The following is a 26,526-nucleotide window of genomic DNA, read 5'->3' as shown; positions in this document are numbered from 1 at the left end:
GAGCCGTACACTGGTCCGTCCAGTGCAGGCCGGCCGCCCTCCCCACCAGGAGGGTGACCGGCCTCCTCGTCCCTCAAGGAGGTGTGCCCGGATGACCAGTACGGTTCCCGCGCCCAGTACCCATCCCCAAGCTCGCAACTCCGTTCGAGCAGGGGAGACCCCACTGGCCGAACGCTCCGCCCTGCAGGCCGTCCTCCTCGACATGGACGGAACCCTGGTCGACACCGAGGGTTTCTGGTGGGACGCCGAAGTGGCCGTCTTCGCCGACCTCGGGCATGTGCTGGACGAGTCGTGGCGCGAGGTGGTGGTCGGCGGGCCCATGACCCGCAGCGCCGGCTATCTCATCGAGGCCACCGGCGCCGACATCACGCTCCCCGAGATCACCGTGCTGCTCAACGACCGCTTCGAGGCCCGCATCGATCACGGGGTGCCGCTGATGCCGGGCGCCGCCCGCCTTCTCGCCGAGCTGGCCGCACACTCCATGCCCACCGCCCTGGTCTCCGCCTCGCACCGGCGCATCATCGACCGTGTCCTGGAGTCGCTCGGCCCGGACAAGTTCACGCTCACCGTCGCGGGCGACGAGGTGACGCGCACCAAGCCGCACCCCGACCCGTATCTGCACGCGGCGATGCGGCTGGGAGCCGCCCCGGTGCAGTGCGCCGTCATCGAGGACACCGCGACCGGTGTGGCCGCGGCGGAGGCGGCCGGCTGCCGTGTGGTGGCCGTGCCGTCCGTCGCCCCGATCGCGCCCGCGTTCGGCCGGGTGGTCGTGGGCTCGCTCGAAGAAGTCGACCTTGCTTTTCTCGGCACACTGATTACGGGAATGCACTGACCGTTCACCGAGCGTGCTTTCCTGAAAGGGTGCAGGGAACTCCCGGCATTGGAATGTGCTTTTTCCGTACCGGGCGGAACGCAAAAAAAGGCCGTTGATCAATAGCCCGCCCAAGGTGATGTTCATCACGAGCGGGCCGGCTGATGCGGCCGTGCGCGAGCCCTCGACCGCCGCCACGAGGTCGTTTTTGGCACCCTTGTGTCCGCATTGGTGGAGTGGTGTACGAATCATTCCCGAACCCCGGCGACGGCACCCCGTCGATCATGATCACCGGCCGATAACAGTCCGACCGCGCACCGGTCCTGCTTCCGTGGCGATTCCCACTAATCTCGTCGTGAGTACTTCGCCGCATCAACGCGTGCCTCAGCACTCGACCAGTTGCTGACACCACGGAACCGATCGCACTGCATCCGGCCCGATCGCCCCGCCCAGACCGGGTGGCGGCGGCGGAGTGTCCCGCAATCGCTCAAACTCAGTGCCGGATGAGGGAGAACGTCCAGGATGAACCGCAAGACTCTGGTGCTGCCGGCCGTGATCGGTCTGCTGGCCCCCGTGCTGGCCGCGTGTGGCGCGACGGACAGTGGGGGCAAGGGTGGCGACGCCATTGTTGTGGGCACCACGGACCAGTTCGCAGCCACCAAGGACACTCCGGCGCCCTTCGACCCCGCGTTCGCCTATGACGCGGGGTCCTGGAACATCCTGCGTCAGACCGTCCAGACACTGATGCACATCCCGCGCGGCGGCGGAGAGCCGGTGCCGGAAGCGGCCTCCAGGTGCGGCTTCACCGACACCCAGAACGAGAGCTACCGCTGCAAGCTGCGCAGCGGGCTCAAGTTCCCCGGCGGCGAGGCGCTCAACGCGGAAGCCGTGAAGTTCTCACTTGAGCGCGTGGTGAAGATCAAGGACAGTAGCGGCCCGAGTGGTCTGCTGACCAACATCGACACGATCGAGGCCAACGGCGACAGCGGGATCGTCTTCCACCTCAAGACCCCGGACGCCACGTTCCCGTACAAGCTCTCGACGCCGGCCGCAGGCATCGTCGACCCCGAGGCGTACGAGGCCACCAAGCTCCGCGACGGCTTCGAGATCGGCGGTTCGGGCCCGTACACCATCAAGGCCGAGACCAAGGACAACAAGGTCACCAGCGCCATCTTCACCAAGAACCCCGACTACAAGGGCGACTTGAAGCTGCGGAACGACAAGGTCGAGCTGCGCTCGTTCCCGGACGCCGACGCGATGGAGAAGGCGCTCAAGGACGGCGAGATCGGCATGATGACCCGCACCCTGACGCCCGAGCAGATCGAGCGGATGTCGGAGAACCCGCAGGAAGGCATCGACCTCGTCGAGATGCCCGGCCTGGAGATCCGCTACCTGGGCTTCACCACCGACGACGCCACGGTGAAGGACAAGGCGGTGCGCCAGGCGATGGCCGCCGTCATCGACCGCGGCGAGCTCGCGGGCAAGGTCTACCCGGCCACCGCCGAGCCGCTGTACTCCCTGATCCCGGCCAGCATCGCGGGTCACCAGAACTCGTTCTTCAACAAGTACGGCGAACCGAACCGGAAGAAGGCCGCGAACATGCTGAGCGCGGCCGGCATCACCACGCCGGTGAAGTTCACCTTGAACTACACCACCGACCACTACGGTGCGGCCACGGAGAAGGAGTTCGAGGTGCTCAAGGAGCAGCTCAACGCCAGCGGGCTCTTCAAGGTCGACATCAAGGGCACCGAGTGGACGAAGTTCCGCGAGAACCAGAACCGCGGCGACTACGCCGTCTACGGCATGGGCTGGTTCCCCGACTTCCCGGACGCCGACAGCTACGTCGCCCCGTTCCTCGACGAGGACAACTTCCTCAACAGCCCGTACGCGAACACGGAAATCCGCACCAGGCTCATCCCCGAGTCGCGGCGCGCCGCGGACCGGGGCGCCGCGTCCGAGCCGTTCGAGCGGATCCAGGAAATCGTCGCCGAGGACGTGCCGCTGCTGCCGCTGTGGCAGGGCAAGCAGTACGTCGCCGCGCGTGACGACATCACCGGCGTCGAGTGGTCGGTCACCGGCTCCGCGGACCTGCAGTTGTGGGAGTTGGGCCGCGGCGTCTGACGGCGTCGGCAGTACCCGGTCGCGGAGAGCACACGACCGGTGGGCAATTCGGTTGAAGCATCGGTAAATCAGTGAGGCAAGTCTGTGAAAACGCGTAATCAGTGGCTGACGGCCCCGCTCGCGGTGGGTCTGGCAGCGGGTCTGCTCGGCGGCTGCGGCACCAAGGAAGGCTCCGGGAACAGCGGCGACGAGGTCGTCATGGGAATGTCGGACGAGGTGCTGGCCACCGACCCCGCCTCGGGTTACGACCCGGGATCCTGGCTGCTGTTCAACAACGTCTTCCAGTCCTTGCTCAGCTTCCCCAAGGGCAGCTCGGTCCCGCAGCCCGAGGCCGCCGAGAAGTGCGGCTTCGACAACGGCAGCAGCACCATCTTCCGCTGCACTCTGCGCGACGGGCTGAAGTTCAGCAACGGCAACACGCTGGCCGCCAAGGACGTCAAGTACTCCTTCGAGCGCGCGCTGAAGATCAACGACAAGGCCGGTCCGGCGCCGGTCATGCTGTCCACGATCGACACGATCAAGACCCCCGACGAGAAGACCGTCGTCTTCAACCTCAAGGTCCCGGACGCCACCTTCCCCAGCAAGATCGCCTCGGGCGCCGGATCCATCATCGACCACACCGAGTACGCCTTCGACGAGCTGCGCACCGACAAGAAGGCCGTCGGCTCGGGCCCGTACAAGCTGGACTCCTTCAGCGACGCGGGAGCCGACTTCTCGGTCAACGAGAGCTACCGGGGCACCGCCGAGACGAAGAACAACGGCGTCACCATGAAGTTCTTCCACGGTGACCAGAAGGCGCTGGCCGCCTCGTTCAAGAGGCGCGACATCGACCTCGCCTACCGAGGCCTCACCGCCGGGGACATCGCGGAGCTCGAAAGGTCGAAGGACAGCAGCGACAAGGACGTCGAGATCGTCGAGGGCACCAGCGCCGAGGTCCAGCACCTGGTCTTCAATGTGAACGACCCGGTCGTCGGCAAGATCGGCGTGCGCAAGGCCATCGCCTACCTCGTCGACCGCGACGCACTGGTACGCGACGTCTACCAGTCCACCGCCACCCCGCTGTACTCGATCGTCCCGGCGGGCATCGGCGCCCACAACACGGCGTTCTTCGACACCTACGGGGGCAGCCCACAGCCGGCCAAGGCCGCGAAGGCACTGCGGAACGCGGGTGTCAACAGCAAGGTCAAGCTCACGCTGTGGGCCACACCGAGCCGCTACGGCCCCGCCACGGTCCAGGAGTTCGAGGCGATAGCCAAGCAGCTCAACACGAGTGGGCTCTTCGACGCGACGGTCAAGTCGGTCGAGACCGAGCAGTACGAGAAGGACATCGCGGCCGGCAGGTACGGCGTGTATGTGAAGGGCTGGGTCCCCGACTATCCGGACCCGGACAACTTCACCCAGCCGTTCTTCGACAAGGACAACGTCCTCGGCAACAACTTCGAGAACGAAGAGATCACCGGCCGGATCATCCCGGACACCGCCGCCGCCGCCGACCGCACCACGGTCGAGGAGGACTTCGGCAAGCTTCAGGACATCGTCGCCGCCGAGCTGCCGATCCTCCCGCTGTGGCAGGGCAAGCAGTACGCCGTGGCGCACGACGGCATCGCGGGCCTCGAATGGACCCTGGACGCCTCGACCGTCTTCCGCTTCTGGGAAATCAGCAAGGCCTGACAGATCCGAGGCCTGACAGATCAACAGCGGGGACCGACACCGTCGGTCCCCGCTGTTGATCCTGCTGCCGAACCCCGCTCACCGGGCCCGGCGTCCGCTACTGGGCGCCGGGCCTGACCAGTCCGCTCTCGTACGCGTACACCGCGGCCTGCACCCGGTCGCGCAGACCCAGCTTGGTCAGCACATGACCGACATGGGTCTTGACCGTCGTCTCGCTGACGAACAGATCCGCCGCGATCTCCGCATTGGACAAGCCGCGGGCCACCAGCTTGAGCACCTCGACCTCGCGATCCGTCAGCGTGTGCAGAGTGTCGGGCGTCTGCTCCTCGCCCGACGGCAGATGATCGGCGTACTTGTCGAGCAGCCGGCGCGTGATGCTCGGCGCCAGCATCGCCTCACCGGCCGCGACCACCCGGATCGCCTGGACGAGCTCATTGGCGGGCGCGTCCTTCAGCAGGAACCCACTGGCGCCCGCCCGCAGCGCCTCCACCACATACTCGTCGAGGTCGAAGGTGGTCAGCACGAGCACCTTCGCCGGGCCGTCACGGCCCGGCCCGGTGATCTGACGGGTCGCCTCGACCCCGTCCATCCGCGGCATCCGGATGTCCATCAGGACCACATCGGGCTGCAGCGCCCGGACCTGGTCGAGCGCCTGCAGACCGTCTCCGGCCTCGCCGACGACCGCGAGGTCCTGCTCGGCCTCCAGAATCATCCGGAAGCCGGTGCGCAGCAGCGGCTGGTCGTCGACCAGTAGGACGCGGATAGCCACAGGTTCTCCTTCTCTAGACCGAGCCCATTCTGCCTTGGTCCGCCCCGGCCGATTCGGCCGGGCGCACCGGCAGCGGATACACCGGGGGAGTGCCGCCGAATTCGGGACATACCGCCTGGTAGTCGCACCACCCGCACAGCTTCGTTCTGCGCGGCAGCCACTCACCCGTCTCGGTGGCCTCCTTGATTGCGTCCCACAGTGCGAGCAGCTTGCGCTCCACCCGCTCCAGATCCTCCTCGACCGGGTCGTACGTCACCACATCGCCGCTGCCCAGATACACCAGCTGGAGTCGGCGCGGCACCAGCCCCTTCCACCGCCAGATCACCAGCGCGTAGAACTTCATCTGGAACAGCGCACCCTCGGCATACTCCGGCCTCGGCGCCTTGCCCGTCTTGTAGTCGACGACCCGCACCTCACCCGCCGGCGTCACATCCACCCGGTCGATGATGCCGCGCAGCCGCAGACCCGACTGCAACTCCGTCTCCACGAACAGCTCACGCTCCGCCGGCTCCAGACGCGTCGGGTCCTCCAGCGTGAACCACCGCTCGACGAGCTCCTCGGCCTGCTCCAGCCATCGAGACAACCGCTCGCCCTGGGGATCCTCCGCGAACAGCTCGACCAGCTCGGGCTTGGACTCCAGCAACCGGTCCCACTGCCCCGGCACCATCGCCCTGGCCCGCGGCGCCGTGCGCTCGGTCGCCGGATCGTCGAACAGCCGCTCAAGCACCGCGTGCACCAGCGTGCCGCGGGTCGCCGCCTCACTCGGCTTTTCGGGCAGCTTGTCGATCACCCGGAACCGGTAGAGCAGCGGACACCGCATGAAGTCGCTCGCCCGCGAGGGGGACAGCGACATGGGGCGCTGGGCGGCATCGGCCCGACCGGTACTCGTAGTCATGACTCAGACCCTACGACCCGCCACTGACAGCGAGCCGCATACCATCGACGACAGAGGCACCCGACCCGCACGATCGCAGGGCCGACCGCCCGGCGGGAAGCGAAGCACCGAGCGATCCGCACGTGAAGCATGACGACCGAACGAAGGGACACCGTGGACGAGAGCGGCGAGAGCGGACAGCCGCAGTCCGGCGCAGGGGGCAAGAGCCCCGGCGCCCCGCCCGACGGCGGCAAGCCGCAACGCCCCCGCGAACCGGGCGGCGGACTTCTGATGGGCCGTCCCTTCGGCGTACCGGTGTACGTCGCCCCCAGCTGGTTCCTCGTCGCGGCGCTCATCACCTGGGTCTTCGGCGGCCAGCTCGACCGCGTACTGCCCGAGTTGGGAAACCTCCGCTACCTGGTGTCCCTCTTCTTCGCCGTCGCCTTCTACGCCTCGGTGCTCGTCCACGAACTGGCCCACACCGTCGCGGCCCTGCGCTTCGAACTGCCGGTGCGCCGCATCCAGCTCCAGTTCTTCGGCGGCGTCTCGGAGATTGAGAAGGAGTCCGAGACCCCGGGACGCGAATTCGTCCTCGCTTTCGTCGGCCCCCTGCTCTCCCTCGTGCTGTCCGGCGTCTTCTACGCGGGCATGAAGGCGGTCGAACCAGGCACCGTCCCCGGCGTCCTGCTGGCCGGCCTGATGATCTCCAACCTGATCGTGGCCGCCTTCAACCTGCTCCCCGGCCTGCCCCTCGACGGCGGCCGGATGCTCCGTGCCGTCATCTGGAAGATCACCGGAAACCCGATGACCGGCACGGTCGCCGCCGCCTGGGTCGGCAGGGCCCTCGCCGTTACCGTCCTCATCGGCCTCCCGCTGCTCACCCACACCGGCGCCCTCGGAAACTCCACCGCGGACATCGGCGGCATGGAAACCGTCACCGACGCGCTGCTCGCCGCCATCCTCGCCGCCATCATCTGGACCGGCGCCGGCAACAGCCTGCGCGTGGCCCGCCTGCGCCAGCACCTCCCCGACCTGCGCGCCCGCACCCTCACCCGGCGCGCTGTCCCCGTCGAGTCCGCAACCCCGCTCTCCGAGGCACTGCGCCGCGCCAACGAGTCCGGCGCCCGCGCCCTCGTCGTCGTCGACGGCCAGGGCGAGCCCACCGCGGTCGTCCGCGAGGCGGCCATCGCCGGCGTACCCGAGCACCGCCGCCCCTGGGTTGCGGTGAGCGGCCTCGCCCAGGACCTCACCGAGGACATGCTCGTCCCCGCCGAACTGGCGGGCGAAGCCCTCCTGGAGCGCCTCAGGGCCTCCCCGGCCACCGAGTACCTCGTGATCGAGGAGAACGGCGAGATCTACGGCGTCCTGTCCACCACCGACGTGGAACGCGCCTTCGTCGCGGCCATGGCGAGGCCGCAGTCCTGAAGGACCCCAGGTCCGCCCGCCGGTGCGGCGGCCGGCCGGGGTGAACGGGGCCTCAAAAAGGCCGGTACTCTGGTCACATGTCCGAACCGACCGGTGCCGCCCGCCGACGCGGCCCCTTCAAGGTCGGGGACCAGGTCCAGCTCACAGACCCCAAGGGACGCCACTACACGTTCACGCTCGAAGCCGGGAAGAATTTCCACACCCACAAGGGTTCCTTCTCCCACGACGAGCTGATCGGCCTCCCCGAGGGCAATGTTGTCCGTACCACGGGGAACGTCGCCTACCTTGCGCTGCGCCCCCTGCTCCCCGACTATGTCCTGTCCATGCCCCGCGGCGCCGCCGTGGTCTACCCCAAGGACGCGGGGCAGATCCTGGCCTTCGCCGACATCTTCGCCGGCGCCCGCGTCGTCGAAGCAGGTGTGGGTTCCGGCTCGCTCAGCAGCTTCCTGCTGCGCGCCGTCGGCGACCAGGGCATGCTGCACTCCTACGAGCGCCGCGAGGACTTCGCCCAGATCGCCACGCAGAACGTCGAGCGCTACTTCGGCGGCCCGCACCCCGCCTGGCAGCTCACTGTCGGCGACCTCCAGGACAACCTCTCCGACACCGAGGTCGACCGGGTAATCCTCGACATGCTCGCTCCTTGGGAATGTCTTGATGTCGTCTCCAAGGCGCTCGTCCCCGGCGGCATCCTCTGCGCCTATGTCGCGACGACCACCCAGCTCGCCCGCACCGTCGAGTCGATCCGCGAGCACGGCACGTTCAACGAGCCGGCCGCCTGGGAATCAATGGTCCGCAACTGGCACGTCGAGGGCCTCGCTGTCCGTCCGGACCACCGGATGATCGGCCACACCGGCTTCCTGCTCACCGCCCGCCGCCTCGCGGACGGCGTGGAGCCCCCGCTGCGCCGCCGCCGCCCCTCCAAGGGCTCGTACGGCGACGACTACACGGGTCCCGGAAGCGAAAGCGGGTCGGCCTCCAAGGGCTGATCCGCCAACAAGCAAGCGCCGCCGCTGAGTTCTCCGACCGACCGGGGAACTCGGCGGCGGCGCTTTTCCGTTGCCCGGCGCACCACCGCCGGACCCTCCGTCAGCGGCCCCGAAAATCCCTGTGACCCCGCCGCTGCGCCGCACTGTGACATGTGGCACGATGCTCGCCACCCCACCGGACTGCCCCACAGGAGACATCCCGCGTGCAGACCTCCGTCGTCCCGGACCTCGCGCACACCCGGCCCCGCCCCGTGCACTGGCTGGCCACGGCCGCCGTGATGTGCGCGGCCGTCGCCGCGGCCGGACTGCTGCAGCCCGGCGCCGCCACCGCCTCCCAGACCGCCCCGGGCCCCGGGCCGGCCGGCGGCGAAGCGATTCCCGCCGCCCCCGATGCCTCCGCCGCCGCCTATCCGCTGGAATGCGGGGGAGCCAAGAGCGTCGTGGTGAATCAGGGCTCGGCCGACCTCGACGGCGACCGCAGGCCCGAGACCGTGGTGGTCGCGCGCTGCGAGTCCGGCTCAGGCACCCCGCCGAGCGGCGTCTACGTCCTCACCCGGCCCGCCCGCGTCGTGGCGACACTGGTCGACCCGGCGGACCGGCTGAGCATCACGGATTTCGCCGTACGGGAGGGGACGGTCTCCGCGACCCTGCTCGGCTACTCGTCGCCCGACGTGCCCCGCTGCTGCCCGGACGAGCGGGAAAAGGTCAAGTGGCAGTGGCAGGGGGACAAGTTCGTACGGGCCGGGCGGCCGGACGCGCAGAGTATGTGAACCGCTACGGGGCGTCGGGCCCGAACACCTCAACACTGTCCGAAACTCGACGTACATGAATACAGTCGCCGGGGCACTCCTTGGCCGAGTCGACCACATCCTGCAGAAGCGTCAGCGGCACGGGCGCGGTGGCGCCCGGACTCTGCAGGAGCTCGTCCGCGGGGCTCTTCACATACGCCAGACCGTCGATGTCCAGCTCGAAGACATCGGGAGCGTACTGCGCGCAGATGCCGTCGCCGGTGCAGAGGTCCTGGTCGATCCACACCTCTAGCGGGTCGCCGGTCTGCGCGCCGTCGTCGGTGGGAGCCTCTTGCTGCACGGTCATTTCTCCTGCCGTTTCCTGCGCTGTTGTAGCAATTGAAGCCACCCTTGACGGGTGTTGAACACTTCGACGATACAACCGGCCGCTTTCCGATGTTGATGGGTGGGTATTCCTCTGACGTGAGGGAGTACGCAAGGGTGAAGATCGGACACACCCCGACCGTCTTTGTGATCTAGGGGTTTCAACAAGCACCCGCCCAGGTAGGGTCAGGAAGCGTCCAGCTCCCCTTGGAGGAGGTGAGGACCGTGGCAGCCCACGACGACGACATCAACCGCGGCATCCGGTCCGCGCGAGGGTCCGAGGACCCCGCCGGACAGGTTGCCTATCTCGAGCAGGAAATCGCCGTCCTGCGCCGCAAGCTCGCCGACTCTCCGCGTCATACGAGGATTCTCGAAGAGCGGATCGTCGAGCTGCAGACAAATCTGGCAGGCGTGTCCGCGCAGAACGAGCGGCTCGCCAACACGCTGAGAGAGGCCCGCGACCAGATCGTGGCCCTCAAGGAGGAAGTCGACCGGCTCGCGCAGCCGCCGGCCGGCTTCGGTGTCTTCCTGCTCGCCAACGAGGACGGCACCGCCGACATTTTCACCGGTGGCCGAAAGCTCCGGGTCAATGTCAGTCCCAGTGTGGAGCTCAATGAGCTCCGGCGTGGCCAGGAGCTCATGCTCAATGAGGCGCTCAACGTGGTCGAGGCCATGGAGTACGAGCGCGCCGGCGACATCGTTACCCTCAAGGAAGTCCTTGAGGACGGCGAGCGCGCCCTGGTGGTCGGGCACACCGACGAGGAGAGGGTGGTGCGGCTCGCCGAGCCGCTGCTGGACGTAACCATCCGCCCCGGCGATGCCCTACTGCTCGAACCCAGGTCCGGCTACGTCTATGAAGTGATCCCGAAGAGCGAGGTCGAGGAGCTCGTCCTCGAAGAGGTTCCGGACGTCGACTACGAAAAGATCGGCGGCCTGGGCAACCAGATCGAGCTGATCCGCGACGCGGTCGAGCTGCCCTACCTCTACCCCGACCTCTTCAAGGAGCACGAACTGCGCCCCCCGAAGGGCATCCTGCTCTACGGTCCGCCCGGCTGCGGCAAGACACTCATTGCCAAGGCCGTCGCCAACTCCCTTGCCAAGAAGGTCGCCGAGGTGACCGGCCAACCCACGGGGAAGAGCTACTTCCTCAACATCAAGGGCCCCGAGCTCCTCAATAAGTACGTCGGTGAGACCGAGCGGCACATTCGCCTGGTCTTCCAGCGTGCCCGGGAGAAGGCGAGCGAGGGTACCCCCGTCATCATCTTCTTCGACGAAATGGAATCGCTCTTCCGCACCCGTGGTTCCGGTGTCAGCTCGGACGTGGAAAACACCATCGTCCCGCAGCTGCTCGCCGAGATCGACGGCGTGGAAGGCCTGGAGAACGTCATCGTCATCGGCGCCTCCAACCGCGAGGACATGATCGACCCGGCGATCCTGCGACCGGGCCGACTCGACGTGAAGATCAAGATCGAGCGTCCGGACGCCGAGGCGGCAAGGGACATCTTCGCCAAATACCTCAAGTCCCACCTCCCGCTGCACTCCGACGACCTGGCTGAGCACACGGGCTCCAGGGAAGGCGCTGTGCACGGCATGATCCAGACCGTCGTGGAGCAGATGTACGCGGAAACCGAGGAGAACCGCTTCCTCGAGGTCACGTACGCGAACGGCGACAAGGAAGTCCTGTACTTCAAGGACTTCAACTCGGGCGCGATGATCCAGAACATCGTCGACCGGGCCAAGAAGATGGCCATCAAGGCCTTCCTTGACCAGAACCAGAAGGGCCTTCGGGTCTCCCATCTCCTCCAGGCATGCGTGGACGAGTTCAAGGAGAACGAGGACCTGCCGAACACCACGAACCCGGACGACTGGGCCCGGATCTCCGGCAAGAAGGGCGAGCGGATCGTGTTCATCCGCACCCTTGTCACCGGAAAGCAGGGCGCGGACACCGGACGCTCCATCGACACGGTGGCAAACACCGGGCAGTACCTGTAGATCACAGACCGGCTGCGGGTGCCTGCACGGGCATCCGCAGCCGGTTGCTTTCTCCGACACGGCGACCCGCGCCTCGACCACGGCAAGCAATGACGGAATTGATCTCCCCACCAGCGCATGGGCGTTCTAGGCTCTCCGGTACCGCCGGGTCGCGCAGTGCGGGGACGGGCACCGCACACGCACCGGACAACCAGCGGTACTTGAGCGTCGCCTCCGTCCGGGGGCGACGCCGGGCAAGGAGGGCCGCATGACCGTACGGCGAGTAATGGGCATTGAGACGGAGTACGGCATCTCTGTCCCCGGCCACCCCAACGCCAATGCCATGCTCACCTCGTCCCAGATCGTCAACGCCTACGCGGCGGCGATGCACCGGGCGCGACGCGCCCGCTGGGACTTCGAGGAGGAGAACCCGCTGCGGGACGCACGGGGCTTCGACCTCGCACGCGAGTCCGCCGACTCCAGCCAGCTCACCGACGAGGACATCGGTCTGGCCAATGTCATCCTCACCAACGGCGCGCGGTTGTACGTCGATCACGCGCACCCCGAGTTCAGCTCACCGGAAGTCACCAACCCGCTGGACGCGGTCCTCTGGGACAAGGCCGGCGAGCGCATCATGGCGGAGGCCGCGGAGCGCGCGGCGCAGCTTCCCGGGGCCCAGCCGATCCACCTGTACAAAAACAACACCGACAACAAGGGCGCCTCGTACGGCACCCACGAGAACTATCTGATGAAGCGGGAGACTCCCTTCTCGGACATCGTGCGCCACCTGACGCCGTTCTTCGTGTCCCGGCAGGTCGTCACCGGCGCCGGCCGGGTCGGCATCGGCCAGGACGGCCACGAGCACGGCTTCCAGATCAGCCAGCGCGCCGACTATTTCGAGGTCGAGGTCGGTCTCGAAACCACCCTCAAGCGACCCATCATCAATACGCGCGACGAGCCGCACTCCGACGCCGAGAAGTACCGCAGGCTGCACGTGATCATCGGCGACGCCAACCTCTCCGAGATCTCGACGTACCTGAAGCTGGGCATGACGGCCCTGGTGCTTTCGATGATCGAGGACGGCTTCATCAATGTGGACCTCGCGATCGAGCAGCCGGTGCGCACTTTGCACCAGGTCTCGCACGACCCGACGCTGAAGCAGCTGATCACGCTCCGCAGCGGCCGTACCCTCACCGCCGTGCAGCTTCAGATGGAGTACTTCGAGCTGGCGCGCAAGTACACCGAGGAGCGGTACGGCGTCGACGCGGACGAGCAGACCAAGGACGTCCTGATCCGTTGGGAGGACGTGCTGAACCGGCTGGAGAACGACCCGATGAGCCTGTCGGGAGAGCTGGACTGGATTGCCAAGCGGGAGCTCCTCGAGGGCTACCGCCGCCGCGACAGCCTGGACTGGGACGCGGCCAGACTCCATCTGGTGGACCTCCAGTACGCCGACGTACGCCCCGAGAAGGGCCTCTACAACCGGCTGGTGGCCCGGGGCAAGATGCAGCGGCTGCTGGGCGAGGGCGCGGTCGAACGGGCCGAGACGAAGCCTCCTGAGGACACCCGTGCCTACTTCCGCGGACGCTGCCTGGAGCAGTACGCGGACGACGTCGCGGCGGCCTCCTGGGACTCGGTCATCTTCGACCTGCCGGGCAGGGACTCGCTCCAGCGGGTACCCACCCTGGAACCGTTGCGTGGTACACGCAATCACGTCAAGGAGCTCCTTGACCGGTGCCGTACGGCCGAGGATCTGGTCCGGGTGCTCTCGGGCGGCTGAAAGGGGCAGCGGGTGGGAATCATTGAGGTGGTGACCGCGCGTTGTGGAAGTACGGCGCGAATGTCGGACCCCACTTGTAGGGTCTGATCAAGGACATCGAACCGAGCGAGCGGGGTGAGGTAGAGATGGCGGCCAAGGACAACGACGGCGGACAGCAGAAGGCGACGCGTTCCACCGAGGAGGTCGAGGAGACCGCGCAGGACGCGCAGGGTTCCGAGGACCTCAAGGAGCGGCAGGAAAAGCTGAGCGACGATGTCGACTCGGTGCTGGACGAAATCGACGACGTACTTGAGGAAAATGCGGAGGATTTCGTACGCTCATTTGTGCAAAAAGGTGGCGAGTGAGGGCGAAACGGGCATGGCGGAATCGGCCCACTCGAAACCGTGTACAGGCTGCCAGCGAACACTGCCGCTAACGGCTTTCGCCGCTGACAGGAACCGGCGTGACGGCCTTCAGGTGCGATGTCGCCAATGCGTTGCCGAGTACGGCGCCGAGCACTACCGGCGTCGTCAGGCAGCTAACGGCAAGGTCGTGCGGGAGAAGAGGGATGCCCCGGCGGGCCATAAGGAATGCCGCGGCTGTGGCGAGATCAAGCCGCATAGCGAGTGGCATCGCAGTACCACGGCCTCGGAAGGACCGTCGACGCGGTGCAAGGTATGTCGGGCTGCTCTGGGGAGAGCCGATCATCTGAGGCGCCAATACGGGATGACGGAGGCCGAACGGGATGACCTGATCTCATCCCAGATGGGGGCCTGTTCGATCTGCCTGGCTGCCCCAGCAGTTCATGTAGATCACTGTCACGAGACGGGTAGGGTCCGAGGCGTACTTTGCTTCAACTGCAATTCGGCCATCGGCAAGTTGGGGGACGACCCCGATACCTTGCGTCGGGCCATCGCATACCTGGAGGGAAACGCGTGGAAGCCAACACTCGTAGCACCGGGCGTCTACCAGCTGCCTTCCTGACGCCGGGCTCGTCGTCGTTCATGGACTTCCTGGGCGATCACTCGCCCGAGATGCTCCCGGGCCGGCGCACCCTGCCGCCCGTCAAGGGGGTCATCGAGGCGCCGCACGGCACGACCATCGTCGCCGCGACGTTCCCCGGCGGTGTGGTGCTCGCCGGTGACCGCAGGGCCACCATGGGCAACATGATCGCGCAGCGCGACATCGAGAAGGTCTTCCCTGCCGACGAGTACTCCGCGGTGGGCATCGCGGGCACCGCCGGGCTCGCCGTCGAGATGGTCAAGCTCTTCCAACTGGAGCTGGAGCACTTCGAGAAGGTCGAGGGCGCCACGCTCTCCCTGGAGGGCAAGGCCAACCGGCTCTCCACGATGATCCGCAGCAACCTGGGCATGGCGATGCAGGGACTGGCCGTGGTCCCGCTCTTCGCGGGGTACGACGTCGACCGCGAGAAGGGACGGATCTTCTCGTACGACGTCACGGGCGGCCGTTCCGAGGAGAACGGGTACGCGGCCACCGGCTCGGGCTCGGTCTTCGCCCGTGGGTCGATGAAGAAGCTCTTCCGCGAGGATCTGACGGAGCAGCAGACCACCACCCTGGTCATCCAGGCGCTCTACGACGCCGCCGACGACGACTCGGCGACCGGCGGTCCCGACGTGGCCCGACGGATCTATCCGATCGTCACCATCATCACCGAGGACGGTTTCCGCAGGCTCACCGAGGCGGAGTCCTCGGAGGTGGCCCGGGCGATTCTGGAGCGGCGTATGGAACAGCCCGACGGACCGCGCGCCGCGCTGCTCTGAGTCTGTGCCTCTCCGATGCTTTTGCCACTGACAGAAAGGGACGGATAGCCGGTGTCGACGCCGTTCTATGTCTCACCCCAGCAGGCCATGGCCGACCGGGCGGAATACGCCCGGAAGGGCATCGCCCGTGGTCGCAGCCTTGTTGTGCTGCAGTTCGCCGACGGCATCGTGTTCGTCGGCGAGAACCCGTCCCGTGCTCTGCACAAGTTCAGCGAGATCTATGACCGGATCGGCTTCGCGGCCGCCGGCAAGTACAACGAGTACGAGAACCTGCGCATCGGCGGTGTCCGGTACGCCGATCTGCGTGGATACACCTACGACCGCGACGATGTGACGGCCCGTGGCCTCGCCAACGTCTACGCGCAGACGCTGGGCACGATCTTCTCCAGCAACGCGGAGAAGCCGTACGAGGTGGAGCTGGTCGTCGCCGAGGTCGGTGCCGAGGCCGACGGTGACCAGATCTATCGCCTGCCGCACGACGGTTCGATCGTGGACGAACACGGCTCGGTCGCGGTCGGTGGCAACGCGGAGCAGATCAGTACCTTCCTCGATCAGCGTCACCGCGACGGAATGACGCTCGCGGAGGCACTCAAGCTCGCCGTGCAGGCCCTCTCGCGGGACACCAACGGCAGTGAGCGGGAGATTCCCGCCGAGCGCCTCGAGGTCGCGGTCCTGGACCGTACGAGGCCGCAGAAGCGCAAGTTCAAGCGCATCGTCGGCCGCCAGCTGACCCGCCTCCTTGAGGCGGACGGCAACGCGGCCGAGCCGACCGAGGTGCCTTCGGACACCGAGGAGGAGTAGCCCGGCCGCTCTCCGGGCGCTTTGTCTGGTCCCCGGCCCGCCCAGCGGTCCGGGGACCGGTCGCGCGCGGGTCGCGTCTGGTCTCCGGACCGCTGGGCGGGGGACCTCAGGCGCGGGCTGTGGAGCCGCGGGTGACGAGTTCCACCGGGAGGTCGCCCCCTTCGGGTGTGCGGCCGTCCAGGACGGCCAGCAGCGCTGCCATGCCGCGTTCTCCGACCCGCTCGGCCGGCAGTCGTACGGTGGTGAGTTCGGGCTCCACAGCGGTGGCCAGGGCCAGGTCGTCGAAGCCGGAGACCGAGACGTCCTCGGGCACCCGCAGACCGAGGCGCCGCACCGCCTTGCAGGCGCCGGCCGCGATGATGTCGTCGTCGCAGACGAGCGCCGTGGGCCGTGGGCCGGGCCCGGTGAGCGCAGTCTGGGCGGCCTGCCGGCCGCTGTGCACGTCCAGCGCCGTCGGCACCGTACGCAGAACGACGTCCGGGACTCCGCGCAGTGCCTCCCCGATCGCCCGGGCCCGCACCTCGAAGGTCCAGGAGTCCACGGCCGACGCGAGGTGGACGAACCTGCGGTGGCCCAGCGCGAGCAAATGCTCCGTCACTTGGCGCATCCCGTCGGCGATGTCGAGGTTCACATGGGCGGCGGCGCCGGGGTCCGCCGGGTCGCTGTCGAGCATGACCAAGGGCAGTGCGGCGCCCCGGATCGCGCCGAGCGCCCCGGCTGCCATGGACGAGGCGATGACGCCGTCCAGTGCGGCCCGTGCCGAGGCGAAGGGGTCCCTGGCGGGGCCTGTGCCGTCGGGGGAGGGGTAGAGCACCACGCCGAAGTCGTGCTCGGCGGCGGTGCGGGCGGCGCCCGTGTAGACCCGGGCGAAGAATTCGTTGGTGAGGGCGGGGACGACGAGCAGGGCGGTCCTGGTGCGGCCGAGCCGCAGATTGCGGGCGGCCAGGTTGGGCCGGTAGCCCAGTTCCCGCGCCGCCTCGCGAACCAGTTCCGCGGTGCGCTCCGAGACCCGTCCGCGCCACTTGTCGCCGAGGACCAGGGACACGGTGGCTTGTGACACTCCGGCGGCCCGTCCAACGTCCCTGCTGGTCGGGGGGGCTTCGGCGGCCGATTCGGGCCTCGCCCGGCGAGGCGTGGCGGCGCCGTGGATGTCGTCCGGGCTGGTCACTCGTGCCTCCGCGCGTCAACGGTTTCGCTGTCGCGGGGTGGACCCGCGGACTCGGCCCATGGTACGTATGACCCTGGAAGTTATACGTAAAACTTCGGCGCCCGCCGGAGGAGAGGGGCGGACATGGCTGCGGGATACGCGGAGCTGCTCAGAACCCGGTACGCCGCCCGCCTGCTGGCCGGGACGCTGGTGGGGCGCCTGCCGAACGCCACCGCGCCGATCGCGATCGTGCTCTTCGTCCGTGCCGAGGGCGGCAGTTACTCCCTGGCAGGCGCTCTGGCTGCGATCTACGGACTCTCCAACGCGGTCGGTCAGCCGCTGCTCGGCCGCGCCGTCGACCTGTACGGACAGCCCCGCGTTCAGCTCCCCTCCGCCGTCCTCTCGGCCCTGGGCATGGTCCTGCTCACGCTCGCCGGCATCGACCCGCTGCTCCTCGCGTACGCCGCCGTGATCGTGGCCGGCCTCTTCACCCCGCCCCTCGAAGGGGGTCTGCGGGCACTCTGGACGGACGTACTGGGCCGCGAGGACCGGGTGCACCGGGCGTACGCCATGGACGCCGTGGCGCAGGAGGTCATGTTCACCGTCGGGCCGCTGCTTGTCACCCTGCTCGTGTCGCTCCGGTCGCCCGCCGCCGCGCTGCTCGTGATCAACGCGATAGGCGTCCTCGGCGCGCTCTCGGTCGTCCTGTCGAAGCCCTCGCGCGCGTGGCGCTCCGCACCCCGTGAGGCCCACTGGCTCGGCGCGCTGCGCTCACCCGGTCTGCTCGCCCTGCTCGGCGCCTTCTTCTTCGTCGGCCTCGCGCTGGGCTCGATCACGGTCGCCGGAGTCGCGTACGCCGACGACCACGGCCGGGAGTCGGTGTACGGCCTGCTGATGGCCGCGCTCGGCCTCGGCGCCCTGTTCGGAGGCCTGTTGTACGGCGCCCGCCAGTGGGCCGGCGCCCCCGAGCGGCGGCTGCGGGTCATCGTGGCGCTGCTCGCGCTCGGCTATCTGCCGCTGATGCTCACTCCGGGCGTTGCCGCGATGACCGTGCTCGCCGGCGTCGCCGGTGTCTTCCTGGCGCCCGCACTCGCCTGCGCGTTCATCGTCGTCGACCGGCACTCCCCGCGCGGCACTGTCACCGAGGCGTTCTCCTGGCTGGTGACCACCTTTGGCGTAGGCGCGGCGGTCGGTACGGGCGCGGCGGGACCGGCCGTGGAGCACGGAGGCACCGCCGCGAGTTTCGCCGTCGCGTCGGCCGCCGGAGTCGCGGCGCTGGTGGTGCTGCTGACCACCCAACGGGTTCTCACTCCTCCCGTTGCCGCCGACCCGGTGGTAATCCCTTCCGGAAATGATCGAATCCGTGCGGCCGAACCCGGTTTCAGGACAGGCCATAAGGCGTAATGTTCAGTCATGGACCGCCGCATTTTCGGGCTGGAGAACGAGTACGGCGTCACATGCACGTTCAGGGGACAGCGCCGACTGTCTCCCGACGAAGTGGCGCGCTACCTCTTCCGCCGTGTTGTGTCATGGGGCCGCAGTAGCAACGTCTTCCTGCGGAACGGCGCCCGCCTCTATCTCGACGTGGGATCGCATCCGGAATACGCAACTCCTGAGTGCGACAACCTGACCGAGCTGGTTACGCACGACAAGGCAGGCGAGCGCATTCTCGAAGGCCTGCTTGTCGACGCCGAACGCCGCCTGCACGAGGAGGGAATCGCGGGCGACGTCTATCTCTTCAAGAACAACACCGACTCTGCGGGGAACTCCTACGGCTGCCACGAGAACTATCTGGTGGCCCGCCACGGAGAGTTCTCCCGGCTCGCGGACATCCTCATCCCGTTCCTTGTCACACGGCAGATGATCTGCGGTGCCGGCAAGGTACTCCAGACGCCACGTGGCGCGGTCTTCTGCGTCAGCCAGCGTGCCGAGCACATCTGGGAGGGCGTCAGTTCCGCGACCACCCGCTCCCGGCCGATCATCAATACCCGCGACGAGCCGCACGCGGACGCCGAGCGCTACCGCAGGCTCCACGTCATCGTCGGCGACTCGAACATGTCCGAGACGACCATGCTGCTCAAGGTCGGAGCCACCGACCTGGTGCTGCGCATGATCGAAGCGGGCACGGTGATGCGTGACCTCACCCTGGAGAACCCGATCCGGGCCATCCGCGAGGTCAGCCACGACATCACCGGCCAGCGCAAGGTGCGCCTGGCGAGCGGGCGCGAGGCATCGGCCCTCGAAGTACAGCGCGAGTACTACGAGAAGGCTGTGGACTTCGTCGACCGGCGGGGCATCCGCACCGGCAATGTCGCTCAGGTCCTCGAACTGTGGGGCCGCACCCTGGACGCGGTCGAGGCCGAGGACCTCGACCGGATCGGTACCGAGATCGACTGGGTGATGAAGTACAAGCTCATCGAGCGGTACCGGGCCAAGCACAACATGACGATGTCGAATCCGCGGGTCGCGCAGATCGACCTGGCGTACCACGACATCCATCGCCGCCGCGGGCTCTACTACCTCCTGGAGAAGAGGGGGCAGGCCGCCCGTATCTGCAACGACCTGAAGATCTTCGAGGGCAAATCGGTGCCCCCGCAGACCACAAGGGCGCGGCTGCGCGGCGACTTCATCCGCAGGGCCCAGGAGCAGCGGCGGGACTTCACCGTCGACTGGGTGCACCTCAAGCTCAATGACCAGGCGCAGCGCACCGTGTTGTGCAAGGACCCGTTCAGGTCGGTCGACGAGCGTGTCGAAAAGCTCATCGCCGGGATGTGAGCCGCACCGGTGGTGAGCCGTGCACACGGTCAGCACCGGACAGTAGCGGTCAACACCTGACACGGCTGCGCGCCGGGATGTACATGTCCCGGCGCGCAGCCGTGTGAGTACTCGTGGTGCTTCTGGGGCGAAGTCGTAGAGTGGCGGGCAGTGCCCGGACCCCCTCTACTCGCGAGTTGGACTGAATGAACCCCACTAAGACTGTCCGCCGTGCCGCTGCGGTACTGGTAGTTCCCGCTCTGTTGCTGACCGCGGCCTGCGGGTCTGACTCAGGTTCCGAGGACGGCGAGGCGAAGAAGAGCAGCGCCGCCACGGTTTCCGGAAAGTTCGGCGCCGAGCCCAAGATCGAGATTGCCAAGGACGCGAAGCCCTCGAAGAAGCTCGTTGTCAGCACCGTCAGTGATGGTGACGGCGCCGAGGTGAAGAAGGGCGACTTCGTACGCGTCGATCACAGCGGCAAGGCGATGAAGGATTCCAAGCCCCTCGGCAGCAGCTGGACCAAGGCTCCGGGAGCCGACCCCAAGGCGCCGCGCACCCAGGTCGTGCAGGAGATCGGCGCGCCGAGCCAGATGCTGCCCGCCAAGGTGCTCGATTCGCTGGTCGGCCAGAAGGTCGGCAGCCGGGTCGAGATCGAGGGCACCGCCGACGCGATCATCGGCCAGCAGCTGAACCCGCAGTCCGGGATCAAGCCGACGGACGGCCTGGTCTGGGTCGTCGACGTGGTCGCTGCCAAGAAGATCGACAAGAAGGCCGAGGCCAAGGGCGAGCAGGCGGCGTCCGAAGCCGGCCTGCCCGCGGTGAAGACCAACCCGCAGAAGGCTGCGACGATCACCATCCCCAAGGGTGAGAAGGCCCCCAAGGACCTCAAGGACCAGGTCCTGATCAAGGGCTCAGGCGCCGAGGTCAAGGCGGGTCAGGGCCTCGTCGCGCAGTACACCGGCGTCAAGTGGGAGGACGGCAAGAAGTTCGACTCCTCCTGGGACCACGGTGGCGCCACCGGCTTCCAGATCGGTGCCGGTGCGGTCATCCCGGGCTGGGACAAGGGCCTGGTCGGCAAGCACATCGGCGACCGTGTCCTGCTGAGCATTCCGGCCGCCCAGGCGTACGGCTCGAACCCGCAGAGCGAGCTGGCCAAGAACAACCTGCTCTTCGTCGTCGACATCATCGACACCGTCTGAGCCGGTCGTCCCTGATCCCGTCCGACCCCGTGCCGACCGCCCGCCCGTGGCAGACTGGCTCGGTTGTCCACAAGATTCATTCGTAGGAGCACTTTCGTGAGCATCGACAAGCCCGAGATCGACTTCCCGGAAGGTCAGCCGCCGGCCGACCTCGAGATCAAGGAAATCTGGGAGGGTGACGGCGCGAAGGCCAAGGCGGGCGCCACCATCAAGGTCCACTACGTGGGTGTCGCCTTCTCCACCGGTGAAGAGTTCGACGCCAGCTGGAACCGCGGCGCCCCGCTCCAGTTCCAGCTCGGCGCCGGCCAGGTCATCGCCGGCTGGGACCAGGGCATGCAGGGCATGAAGGTCGGCGGCCGTCGCAAGCTGACCATCCCCGCGCACCTCGCGTACGGCGACCGCGGCGCCGGCGGCGGCGTCATCGCCCCGGGCGAGACGCTGATCTTCGTCTGCGACCTCGTCGCGGCCTGATCAACCGGTAGCACTACGAGGGCCCACGCCTTGTGGCGTGGGCCCTCGGCTTTTGCCGCGACACCCCGGGGCGGTACGGTCAACGGTCGTAGAGCAAGAGAGAGGGTGCCGATGGCGATTGCCAAGGCCGAACGGTTGATGAATCTGGCACTGTGCCTGCTCGGGACCCGGCGCCCGCTCAGCAAGCGGGAACTGCGGGGGTCCATCGAGGCCTACCTGGAAGCCAGTACGGACGACTCCTTCAACCGGATGTTCGAGCGCGACAAGGACGATCTGCGCGAACTCGGTCTGGTCATCGACACGGTCGAGAACCTCGACGGCGACACGGGCTACCTCGCCCGCCGCGACAGCAACCGGCTGCCCGCCATCACCCTCGACGCCGAAGAGGCCGCCGCGCTCGGCCTCGCCGCGAAGGTCTGGCAGCAGGCCCGGCTGGCCGGCGCCGCCAGCGGCGCCCTGCAGAAGCTGCGCGCCGCGGGGATGCCGGAGGCGGACGACCCGTACGAAGTCCACCACAGCGCCCTGGAACCGCGGATCCCCGTGCACGAGGCGGCCTTCGAGCCGCTGATGCTCGCCTGCCGCGACCGCCGCCCCGTCGTCTTCGACTACCGCAAGGCCACCGCGGCCCGCCCCGAGACCCGGCACGTGGAGCCATGGACGCTGGAGTGCTGGCGCGGCCACTGGTACCTCGCGGGCTGGGACCGCGACCGCGGTGCCGAGCGCGTCTTCCGGCTCTCGCGGATCACCGGCAAGGTCCGCTCCCGCACCGGAGCGTTCACCGCGCCCGTGCCGGACGTGGTGACGGTCCGCGAGACCGTCGAGAGCTGGGCGGGGGAGACGGCGACCCGCACGGCCCTGATCAAGCTGCGCTCCGGTTCCGGCTACCCCTTGCGCGCCCGCGCCACGGCCGTGCGCGACCTGGGCGGCGGCTGGGACGAGCTGGCCATCCCGTACGGGCACGGGCTCGACGCCTGGCTCGTCGAATTCGGCCCGGACGTGGTCGTACTTGAGCCCGCTGATCTGCGGGCGGACGTCGTGGACCGGCTGCGCGCCGTGGCCAAGGACTGAGAAGGACTGAGGGGGACCCGTACTTCATGGCCACGAACGCGATCGACCAGACCCGCCGGATGCTCTCGCTGGTGACCTATCTGCGTGAGCGCCCCGGCGCCCACGTCACCGACGTCGCCCGAGCCTTCGGGATCACCGAGGACGAGCTGATCTCGGACCTGGATGTGCTGCCCATGTGCGGCACCAGTTTCCGGGGCGGTGACCTGCTCGACATCGACACCGACGGCGACCGCATCTGGTGGCACAACCCCGACGACGTCGCCGAGCCGCTGAAGCTCGCCGCCGACGAAGCCACCGCGCTGCTCGTCGCCGCCCGGGCCGTCTCCACCCTGCCCGGACTGCGCGAGGGCGACCGGCAGGCCCTGCTGCGCGCCACCGCGAAGCTGGAGGCCGCGGCGGGGGAGGAGGCGAGCGCCAGCTCCCGCCTCTCGGTGACCTTCGAGTCCGAGGGCGGGGTCTTCGCAGACGTCGACCGCGCGATCTCCGAGCGGCGCCGGCTGTGGCTGCGCTACTACTCACCGGCGCGCGACGAGCTGACCGAGCGTGAGGTCGACCCAATCCGGCTCTTCGCCGTGGGCCACACGTACATGGAGGCCTGGTGCAGACTGTCCGAGGCGCGGCGTACGTTCCGCCTCGACCGGGTCGCCGAGATCAGGCTGCTGGACGAGCCGTCCGTACCGCCGGAGATCGAGCTGCGCGACCTCTCCGAGGGGCTGGTGCAGCCCGCTGCGGACGACCCGGAGGTCGTGGTGCAGGTCGGCCCCGGAGGCCGCTGGGTGGCCGAGTACTACCCGCACGACAGCGCCGAGGAACTGCCCGATGGCGGCCTGCGGATCACCCTGCGCACCCCCGACCCGGCCTCGCTGCGGCGGCTCGCACTGCGGCTCGGCAGGGACGGGCACATCGTGGCGCCCGGATATCTGGCCGTCAGCGCACGTCAGGCGGCGCGTGAGGCGCTCACCGCCTACGACCGGCAGGCGTGAGGGCGCACCGGTCGACGTAAGCAGGTTCAGGAGATTCGGAGAGATGTCGATGATGCCCGGAACGACCACCGCGGTGGGCCCGGTCCTCTTCAAGGCGGCGTGCCCGGACTGCCGGGCCCACTTCGAGCTGTCGGCGGGCTCGCTGCGGCTGGCCATCGGCGCCAGCAGCCGCAAGACCTTTTACTCCTTCACCTGCCCGGAGTGCGGCTCCGCGGTGCGCAAGCCGGCCGGTGAGCGCATCGTGGAGCTCCTCACCGTGGGCGGTGTACGGACGCTGCGCCTCCACACCACCTTCTGAGCGTCTAGGCTCTGCGTATGCTCTGGCCGATGCTCGCAATCGCTCTTGGTTTCTGTGGTCTCGCCGTACTCGGCGTCCTGGCGGTCAAGGTCTTCCTCGAAGTCCAGCGCCTCGGCACCCAGGTCGCCGACACCTCGCAGCAGATCAACCGGGCCGCCGAGAATCTGGAGCGGGCAGCGGAGGATCTGGCCCGCACGGGCGAGACGCTGCGGTAGGGGATGCGCCCTCCACCGGAGCGTCCCTGCGGCGTACCCTGCAGATGGCGGCCCATTTGGTGAGGCGCGGGCCGCAATCAGGAGTACGCGCGGGCATTGCCCTGTGTTTACCCCTACGGGTTACGATCGCTGTCAGCAGGAAGGGCGGACATCTGTCCGACCGGAACGGCAGCGTCGCAGCTCAGTTCCCAGCCGCCTCGGTGAGAAGGAAGTAGCACATGATCGGCAACCTGAAGCCTCTCGAGATCATTCTGATCATCGCCGTCATTCTGTTGCTTTTCGGTGCCAAGAAGCTCCCCGACATGGCGCGCTCGCTCGGCAAGTCCGCTCGGATCCTCAAGAGCGAGGCCAAGGCGATGAAGAAGGACGACGAGCCTGCGGCCGACAACGACGCGGCCACCGACGCGTCCAAGACGACGCCCCCACAGGACGCGGCGGTCCCTCGTACGATCCAGGCGGCTCCCGGCGACGTCACCAGCTCCCGTCCGGTCAACGAGCCGAACCACACCACCAAGAGCTGATGTAGCCGTCCGACGGCTGCCACACGAGACAAGGGACGTGGGTTGCTCAAGTCCGCCCGCAAGCAGGACAAGGATGCCGAGGGGCGCATGCCGCTGGGCGAGCACCTGCGTGAGCTGCGTAACCGATTGCTGAAGTCTGTCCTGGCCATCGTTGTGGCGGTGATCGTCGCAGCGTTCTATCAGCGGGAAATTTTCAGGTTCCTGATGGAGCCCATCCTGTCCTCGGTCGGCTGCACGAACGGTGCGACGACCATGGTCAACGGCAAGCCGTGTGCGTCGATGACGACCAACGGCCTGCTGTCGCCCTTCACCATCGCGCTCAAGGTCTCGCTGATGGCCGGTGTGCTGGTGGCGACTCCCGTGTGGCTCTACCAGCTGTGGGCGTTCGTCGCGCCCGGGCTGCACAGCACGGAGAAGCGCTACTCGATGGCCTTCGTGGCGGCGGGTGTTCCGCTCTTTGTGGGCGGCGCCTACCTCGCGTACTCGATCCTGCCGCAGACCGCCGAGATCATGCTCAGCTTCACGCCGGACGACGCGCAGAACCTGCTGCCGCTCGACGACTACCTGGATCTGATCACCCGCATGGTGGTCGTCTTCGGGCTGGCCTTCGAGCTGCCCCTGCTGCTCATCCTGCTCAACATCACCGGCGTTCTGACCGGTGAACGCATGTTGCGCTGGTGGCGCGGAATGCTCGTCGGACTGACCGCGTTCTCCGCCATCGCGACCCCCGGCGGTGAGCCCATCTCAATGCTGCTGCTGGCCGGCCCCTTGGCCGTCCTCTACTTCATCGCGGTCGGCTTCTCGCTCCTCAACGACCGCCGCCGGAAACTGCGCAACCCGGACCGGGACCTGGACGACGACGAGGCGTCCGAGCTCGACCTCACGCCCCAAGCGGTCGACGAAGTCGAGACGGTCCCCGCGTCGCGCGCGCTGCCCGAGCAGGCGGGCGAGCAGAGCGGCGCACCGCGGCCCAAGCAGCTGAACGGGTACGACGACGTCACCTGAGCTGCAGCCTGCGGATCAGTTTTGACGGCCCGTATCTGCCCAAGAGCTGATAGGAAGGCCCACCAGTGATACTGGTGGGCCTTCCGGTAGTTACAGGGAACTTAGATGGCCGGCGTTCCGCCCAAGAACCAAGTCTGGTCACCGGCACCATCGTTCTGGATGTTGTACCAAATCTTGGCGTCCGCAGTCCATCCTCCGGCGCAGCCGTTATATGTCGCCGTTGAGTGGCCAACACTTCCCGACTCCGTCAGGTTCGTGGCCGATGCGCATAGGGGCAGGCACTGCCTCAGTGTCGACGCGAATCACACATACTGCGCCGAGCTTTCGCAAGCCGCTCGGTATCAAGTATCGGATTCTGAGGCGATCGCCCCATATGTTCGTGCAGTCGAGGGGTGGCTTGCCGATTCTTGAGAATTCCCTATCAACTCCAGGCCCGGGGGGTCGGGCCAGCCCCCCGAAGTCTGTCTGATTTGGCATGGGGGAATAATGCGTTCACTGTACGGCAGCCGAAGACTGCTTTCTGGTACAGCGATTGTCGCTACTGCGCTTCTGGCCACACTCACTCCGGCGATAGCGGCCGACAGTCCGGCAGATAATGCTGTTAATGCAGCTAAAGGGCCTTGCTTGCGGTCCGCTCCTGGCTCACCCCCGCCACCACCCTCAACTGCTGGTGGCGGGCCTGGATGGATAAGGACCGACCCGCCGAACTCCAGCCCCTGGTCGACGCAGTCACCTCCGGCAGACCTCTTGATCTCTACCGCCGGGTTTAACGAACTACCGGTAG

26 protein-coding genes are annotated in these 26,526 nt (G+C 67.7%); 22 read left to right on the top strand and 4 right to left on the bottom strand.

Translation table 11 applies throughout. The features are described 5' to 3' along the window. Positions 1-91: 91 nt before the first annotated feature. From QMK30_RS17320 to QMK30_RS17310, 3 genes are all read left to right on the top strand, one after another. Complete coding sequence (locus tag QMK30_RS17320) at positions 92-832, top strand: HAD family hydrolase (RefSeq protein ID WP_283519019.1); 741 nt, start codon at positions 92-94, stop codon at positions 830-832. A gap of 501 nt (positions 833-1,333) precedes the next feature. Continuing rightward, positions 1,334-2,932 (top strand): ABC transporter substrate-binding protein, encoded by a 1,599-nt coding sequence (locus QMK30_RS17315; RefSeq protein ID WP_283519017.1) that lies wholly within the window; start codon positions 1,334-1,336, stop codon positions 2,930-2,932. An 84-nt stretch (positions 2,933-3,016) separates the two neighbouring features. Continuing rightward, entirely contained in the window at positions 3,017-4,603 is a 1,587-nt protein-coding gene (locus QMK30_RS17310; protein WP_283519015.1) for an ABC transporter substrate-binding protein, read from the top strand. Between the two features lie 97 nt (positions 4,604-4,700). Here the strand turns inward: QMK30_RS17310 and QMK30_RS17305 are convergent, their stop codons facing one another. Continuing rightward, complete coding sequence (locus tag QMK30_RS17305) at positions 4,701-5,372, bottom strand: response regulator (protein ID WP_283519013.1); 672 nt, start codon at positions 5,370-5,372, stop codon at positions 4,701-4,703. Between the two features lie 13 nt (positions 5,373-5,385). Continuing rightward, on the bottom strand, positions 5,386-6,267 hold the full coding sequence (locus tag QMK30_RS17300) for a RecB family exonuclease (RefSeq protein WP_283519012.1): 882 nt from the start codon (positions 6,265-6,267) through the stop codon (positions 5,386-5,388). A gap of 153 nt (positions 6,268-6,420) precedes the next feature. On the opposite strand from QMK30_RS17300, the gene QMK30_RS17295 reads away from it, so the two are divergent. The 3 genes from QMK30_RS17295 (at position 6,421) to QMK30_RS17285 (ending at position 9,427) form a co-directional block, all read left to right on the top strand. Then, on the top strand, positions 6,421-7,671 hold the full coding sequence (locus QMK30_RS17295) for a site-2 protease family protein (RefSeq protein WP_283519141.1): 1,251 nt from the start codon (positions 6,421-6,423) through the stop codon (positions 7,669-7,671). A gap of 77 nt (positions 7,672-7,748) precedes the next feature. Next, positions 7,749-8,657: a tRNA (adenine-N1)-methyltransferase gene (locus QMK30_RS17290; protein WP_283519011.1), complete on the top strand. Its 909-nt coding sequence runs from the start codon at positions 7,749-7,751 to the stop codon at positions 8,655-8,657. A 203-nt stretch (positions 8,658-8,860) separates the two neighbouring features. Beyond that, positions 8,861-9,427 carry a hypothetical protein gene (locus QMK30_RS17285; protein WP_283519010.1) on the top strand — a complete coding sequence of 189 codons (567 nt, stop codon included), beginning with the start codon at positions 8,861-8,863 and terminating at the stop codon, positions 9,425-9,427. Between the two features lie 4 nt (positions 9,428-9,431). Here QMK30_RS17285 and QMK30_RS17280 read toward each other — a convergent pair whose 3' ends face one another. Next, the gene (locus QMK30_RS17280) at positions 9,432-9,752 is read right to left on the bottom strand and encodes a ferredoxin (protein WP_283519009.1); all 321 of its coding nucleotides are present in this window, start codon (positions 9,750-9,752) and stop codon (positions 9,432-9,434) included. A gap of 242 nt (positions 9,753-9,994) precedes the next feature. Here QMK30_RS17280 and arc point away from each other — a divergent pair, with 242 nt between their 5' ends. From arc to prcA, 6 genes are all read left to right on the top strand, one after another. Continuing rightward, positions 9,995-11,761 (top strand): proteasome ATPase, encoded by a 1,767-nt coding sequence (arc, locus tag QMK30_RS17275; RefSeq protein WP_283519007.1) that lies wholly within the window; start codon positions 9,995-9,997, stop codon positions 11,759-11,761. 247 nt (positions 11,762-12,008) lie between these two features. Beyond that, positions 12,009-13,520 carry a depupylase/deamidase Dop gene (dop, locus tag QMK30_RS17270; RefSeq protein ID WP_349362078.1) on the top strand — a complete coding sequence of 504 codons (1,512 nt, stop codon included), beginning with the start codon at positions 12,009-12,011 and terminating at the stop codon, positions 13,518-13,520. Positions 13,521-13,645: 125 nt separating this feature from the next. Beyond that, complete coding sequence (locus tag QMK30_RS17265; protein WP_283519006.1) at positions 13,646-13,864, top strand: ubiquitin-like protein Pup; 219 nt, start codon at positions 13,646-13,648, stop codon at positions 13,862-13,864. A gap of 13 nt (positions 13,865-13,877) precedes the next feature. Continuing rightward, positions 13,878-14,483, top strand: a complete 606-nt coding sequence (locus QMK30_RS17260; protein ID WP_283519005.1) for an endonuclease VII domain-containing protein — start codon at positions 13,878-13,880, stop codon at positions 14,481-14,483. Beyond that, positions 14,435-15,280: a proteasome subunit beta gene (gene prcB / locus QMK30_RS17255; protein ID WP_283519004.1), complete on the top strand. Its 846-nt coding sequence runs from the start codon at positions 14,435-14,437 to the stop codon at positions 15,278-15,280. The genes QMK30_RS17260 and prcB overlap by 49 nt, the downstream gene beginning before the upstream one ends. A gap of 51 nt (positions 15,281-15,331) precedes the next feature. Then, on the top strand, positions 15,332-16,081 hold the full coding sequence (prcA, locus tag QMK30_RS17250) for a proteasome subunit alpha (RefSeq protein ID WP_283519003.1): 750 nt from the start codon (positions 15,332-15,334) through the stop codon (positions 16,079-16,081). A gap of 106 nt (positions 16,082-16,187) precedes the next feature. Here prcA and QMK30_RS17245 read toward each other — a convergent pair whose 3' ends face one another. Continuing rightward, positions 16,188-17,231, bottom strand: coding sequence for a LacI family DNA-binding transcriptional regulator (locus QMK30_RS17245; RefSeq protein WP_283519137.1), 1,044 nt, complete (start codon positions 17,229-17,231; stop codon positions 16,188-16,190). Positions 17,232-17,372: 141 nt separating this feature from the next. Between QMK30_RS17245 and QMK30_RS17240 the strand changes: the two genes are divergently transcribed. The 10 genes from QMK30_RS17240 to tatC all read left to right on the top strand — a co-directional run bounded on the left by QMK30_RS17240 (position 17,373) and on the right by tatC (position 25,742). Then, positions 17,373-18,632 carry an MFS transporter gene (locus QMK30_RS17240; RefSeq protein ID WP_283519002.1) on the top strand — a complete coding sequence of 420 codons (1,260 nt, stop codon included), beginning with the start codon at positions 17,373-17,375 and terminating at the stop codon, positions 18,630-18,632. Positions 18,633-18,641: 9 nt separating this feature from the next. Then, entirely contained in the window at positions 18,642-20,003 is a 1,362-nt protein-coding gene (gene pafA, locus QMK30_RS17235; protein ID WP_283519001.1) for a Pup--protein ligase, read from the top strand. A gap of 185 nt (positions 20,004-20,188) precedes the next feature. After that, entirely contained in the window at positions 20,189-21,181 is a 993-nt protein-coding gene (locus QMK30_RS17230) for an FKBP-type peptidyl-prolyl cis-trans isomerase (RefSeq protein ID WP_283519000.1), read from the top strand. A gap of 96 nt (positions 21,182-21,277) precedes the next feature. Next, complete coding sequence (locus QMK30_RS17225; RefSeq protein ID WP_283518999.1) at positions 21,278-21,652, top strand: FKBP-type peptidyl-prolyl cis-trans isomerase; 375 nt, start codon at positions 21,278-21,280, stop codon at positions 21,650-21,652. Positions 21,653-21,763: 111 nt separating this feature from the next. After that, positions 21,764-22,720 carry a helix-turn-helix transcriptional regulator gene (locus QMK30_RS17220; protein WP_283518998.1) on the top strand — a complete coding sequence of 319 codons (957 nt, stop codon included), beginning with the start codon at positions 21,764-21,766 and terminating at the stop codon, positions 22,718-22,720. A gap of 26 nt (positions 22,721-22,746) precedes the next feature. Further along, positions 22,747-23,703 (top strand): helix-turn-helix transcriptional regulator, encoded by a 957-nt coding sequence (locus tag QMK30_RS17215; RefSeq protein WP_283518997.1) that lies wholly within the window; start codon positions 22,747-22,749, stop codon positions 23,701-23,703. Between the two features lie 43 nt (positions 23,704-23,746). Beyond that, a complete protein-coding gene (locus QMK30_RS17210) occupies positions 23,747-24,001 on the top strand; it encodes a hypothetical protein (protein WP_283518996.1) in 255 nt (84 codons plus the stop codon). Positions 24,002-24,018: 17 nt separating this feature from the next. After that, on the top strand, positions 24,019-24,216 hold the full coding sequence (locus QMK30_RS17205) for a hypothetical protein (protein ID WP_283518995.1): 198 nt from the start codon (positions 24,019-24,021) through the stop codon (positions 24,214-24,216). A 218-nt stretch (positions 24,217-24,434) separates the two neighbouring features. After that, complete coding sequence (tatA, locus tag QMK30_RS17200; RefSeq protein WP_283518994.1) at positions 24,435-24,737, top strand: Sec-independent protein translocase subunit TatA; 303 nt, start codon at positions 24,435-24,437, stop codon at positions 24,735-24,737. Positions 24,738-24,779: 42 nt separating this feature from the next. After that, on the top strand, positions 24,780-25,742 hold the full coding sequence (gene tatC, locus QMK30_RS17195) for a twin-arginine translocase subunit TatC (RefSeq protein ID WP_283518993.1): 963 nt from the start codon (positions 24,780-24,782) through the stop codon (positions 25,740-25,742). The last annotated feature ends 784 nt before the right edge of the window (positions 25,743-26,526 follow it).

This window comes from Streptomyces sp. H27-C3, from assembly GCF_030063415.1.
Lineage (GTDB): Bacteria > Actinomycetota > Actinomycetes > Streptomycetales > Streptomycetaceae > Streptomyces.
This window is presented reverse-complemented; position numbering and strand designations above follow the sequence as displayed.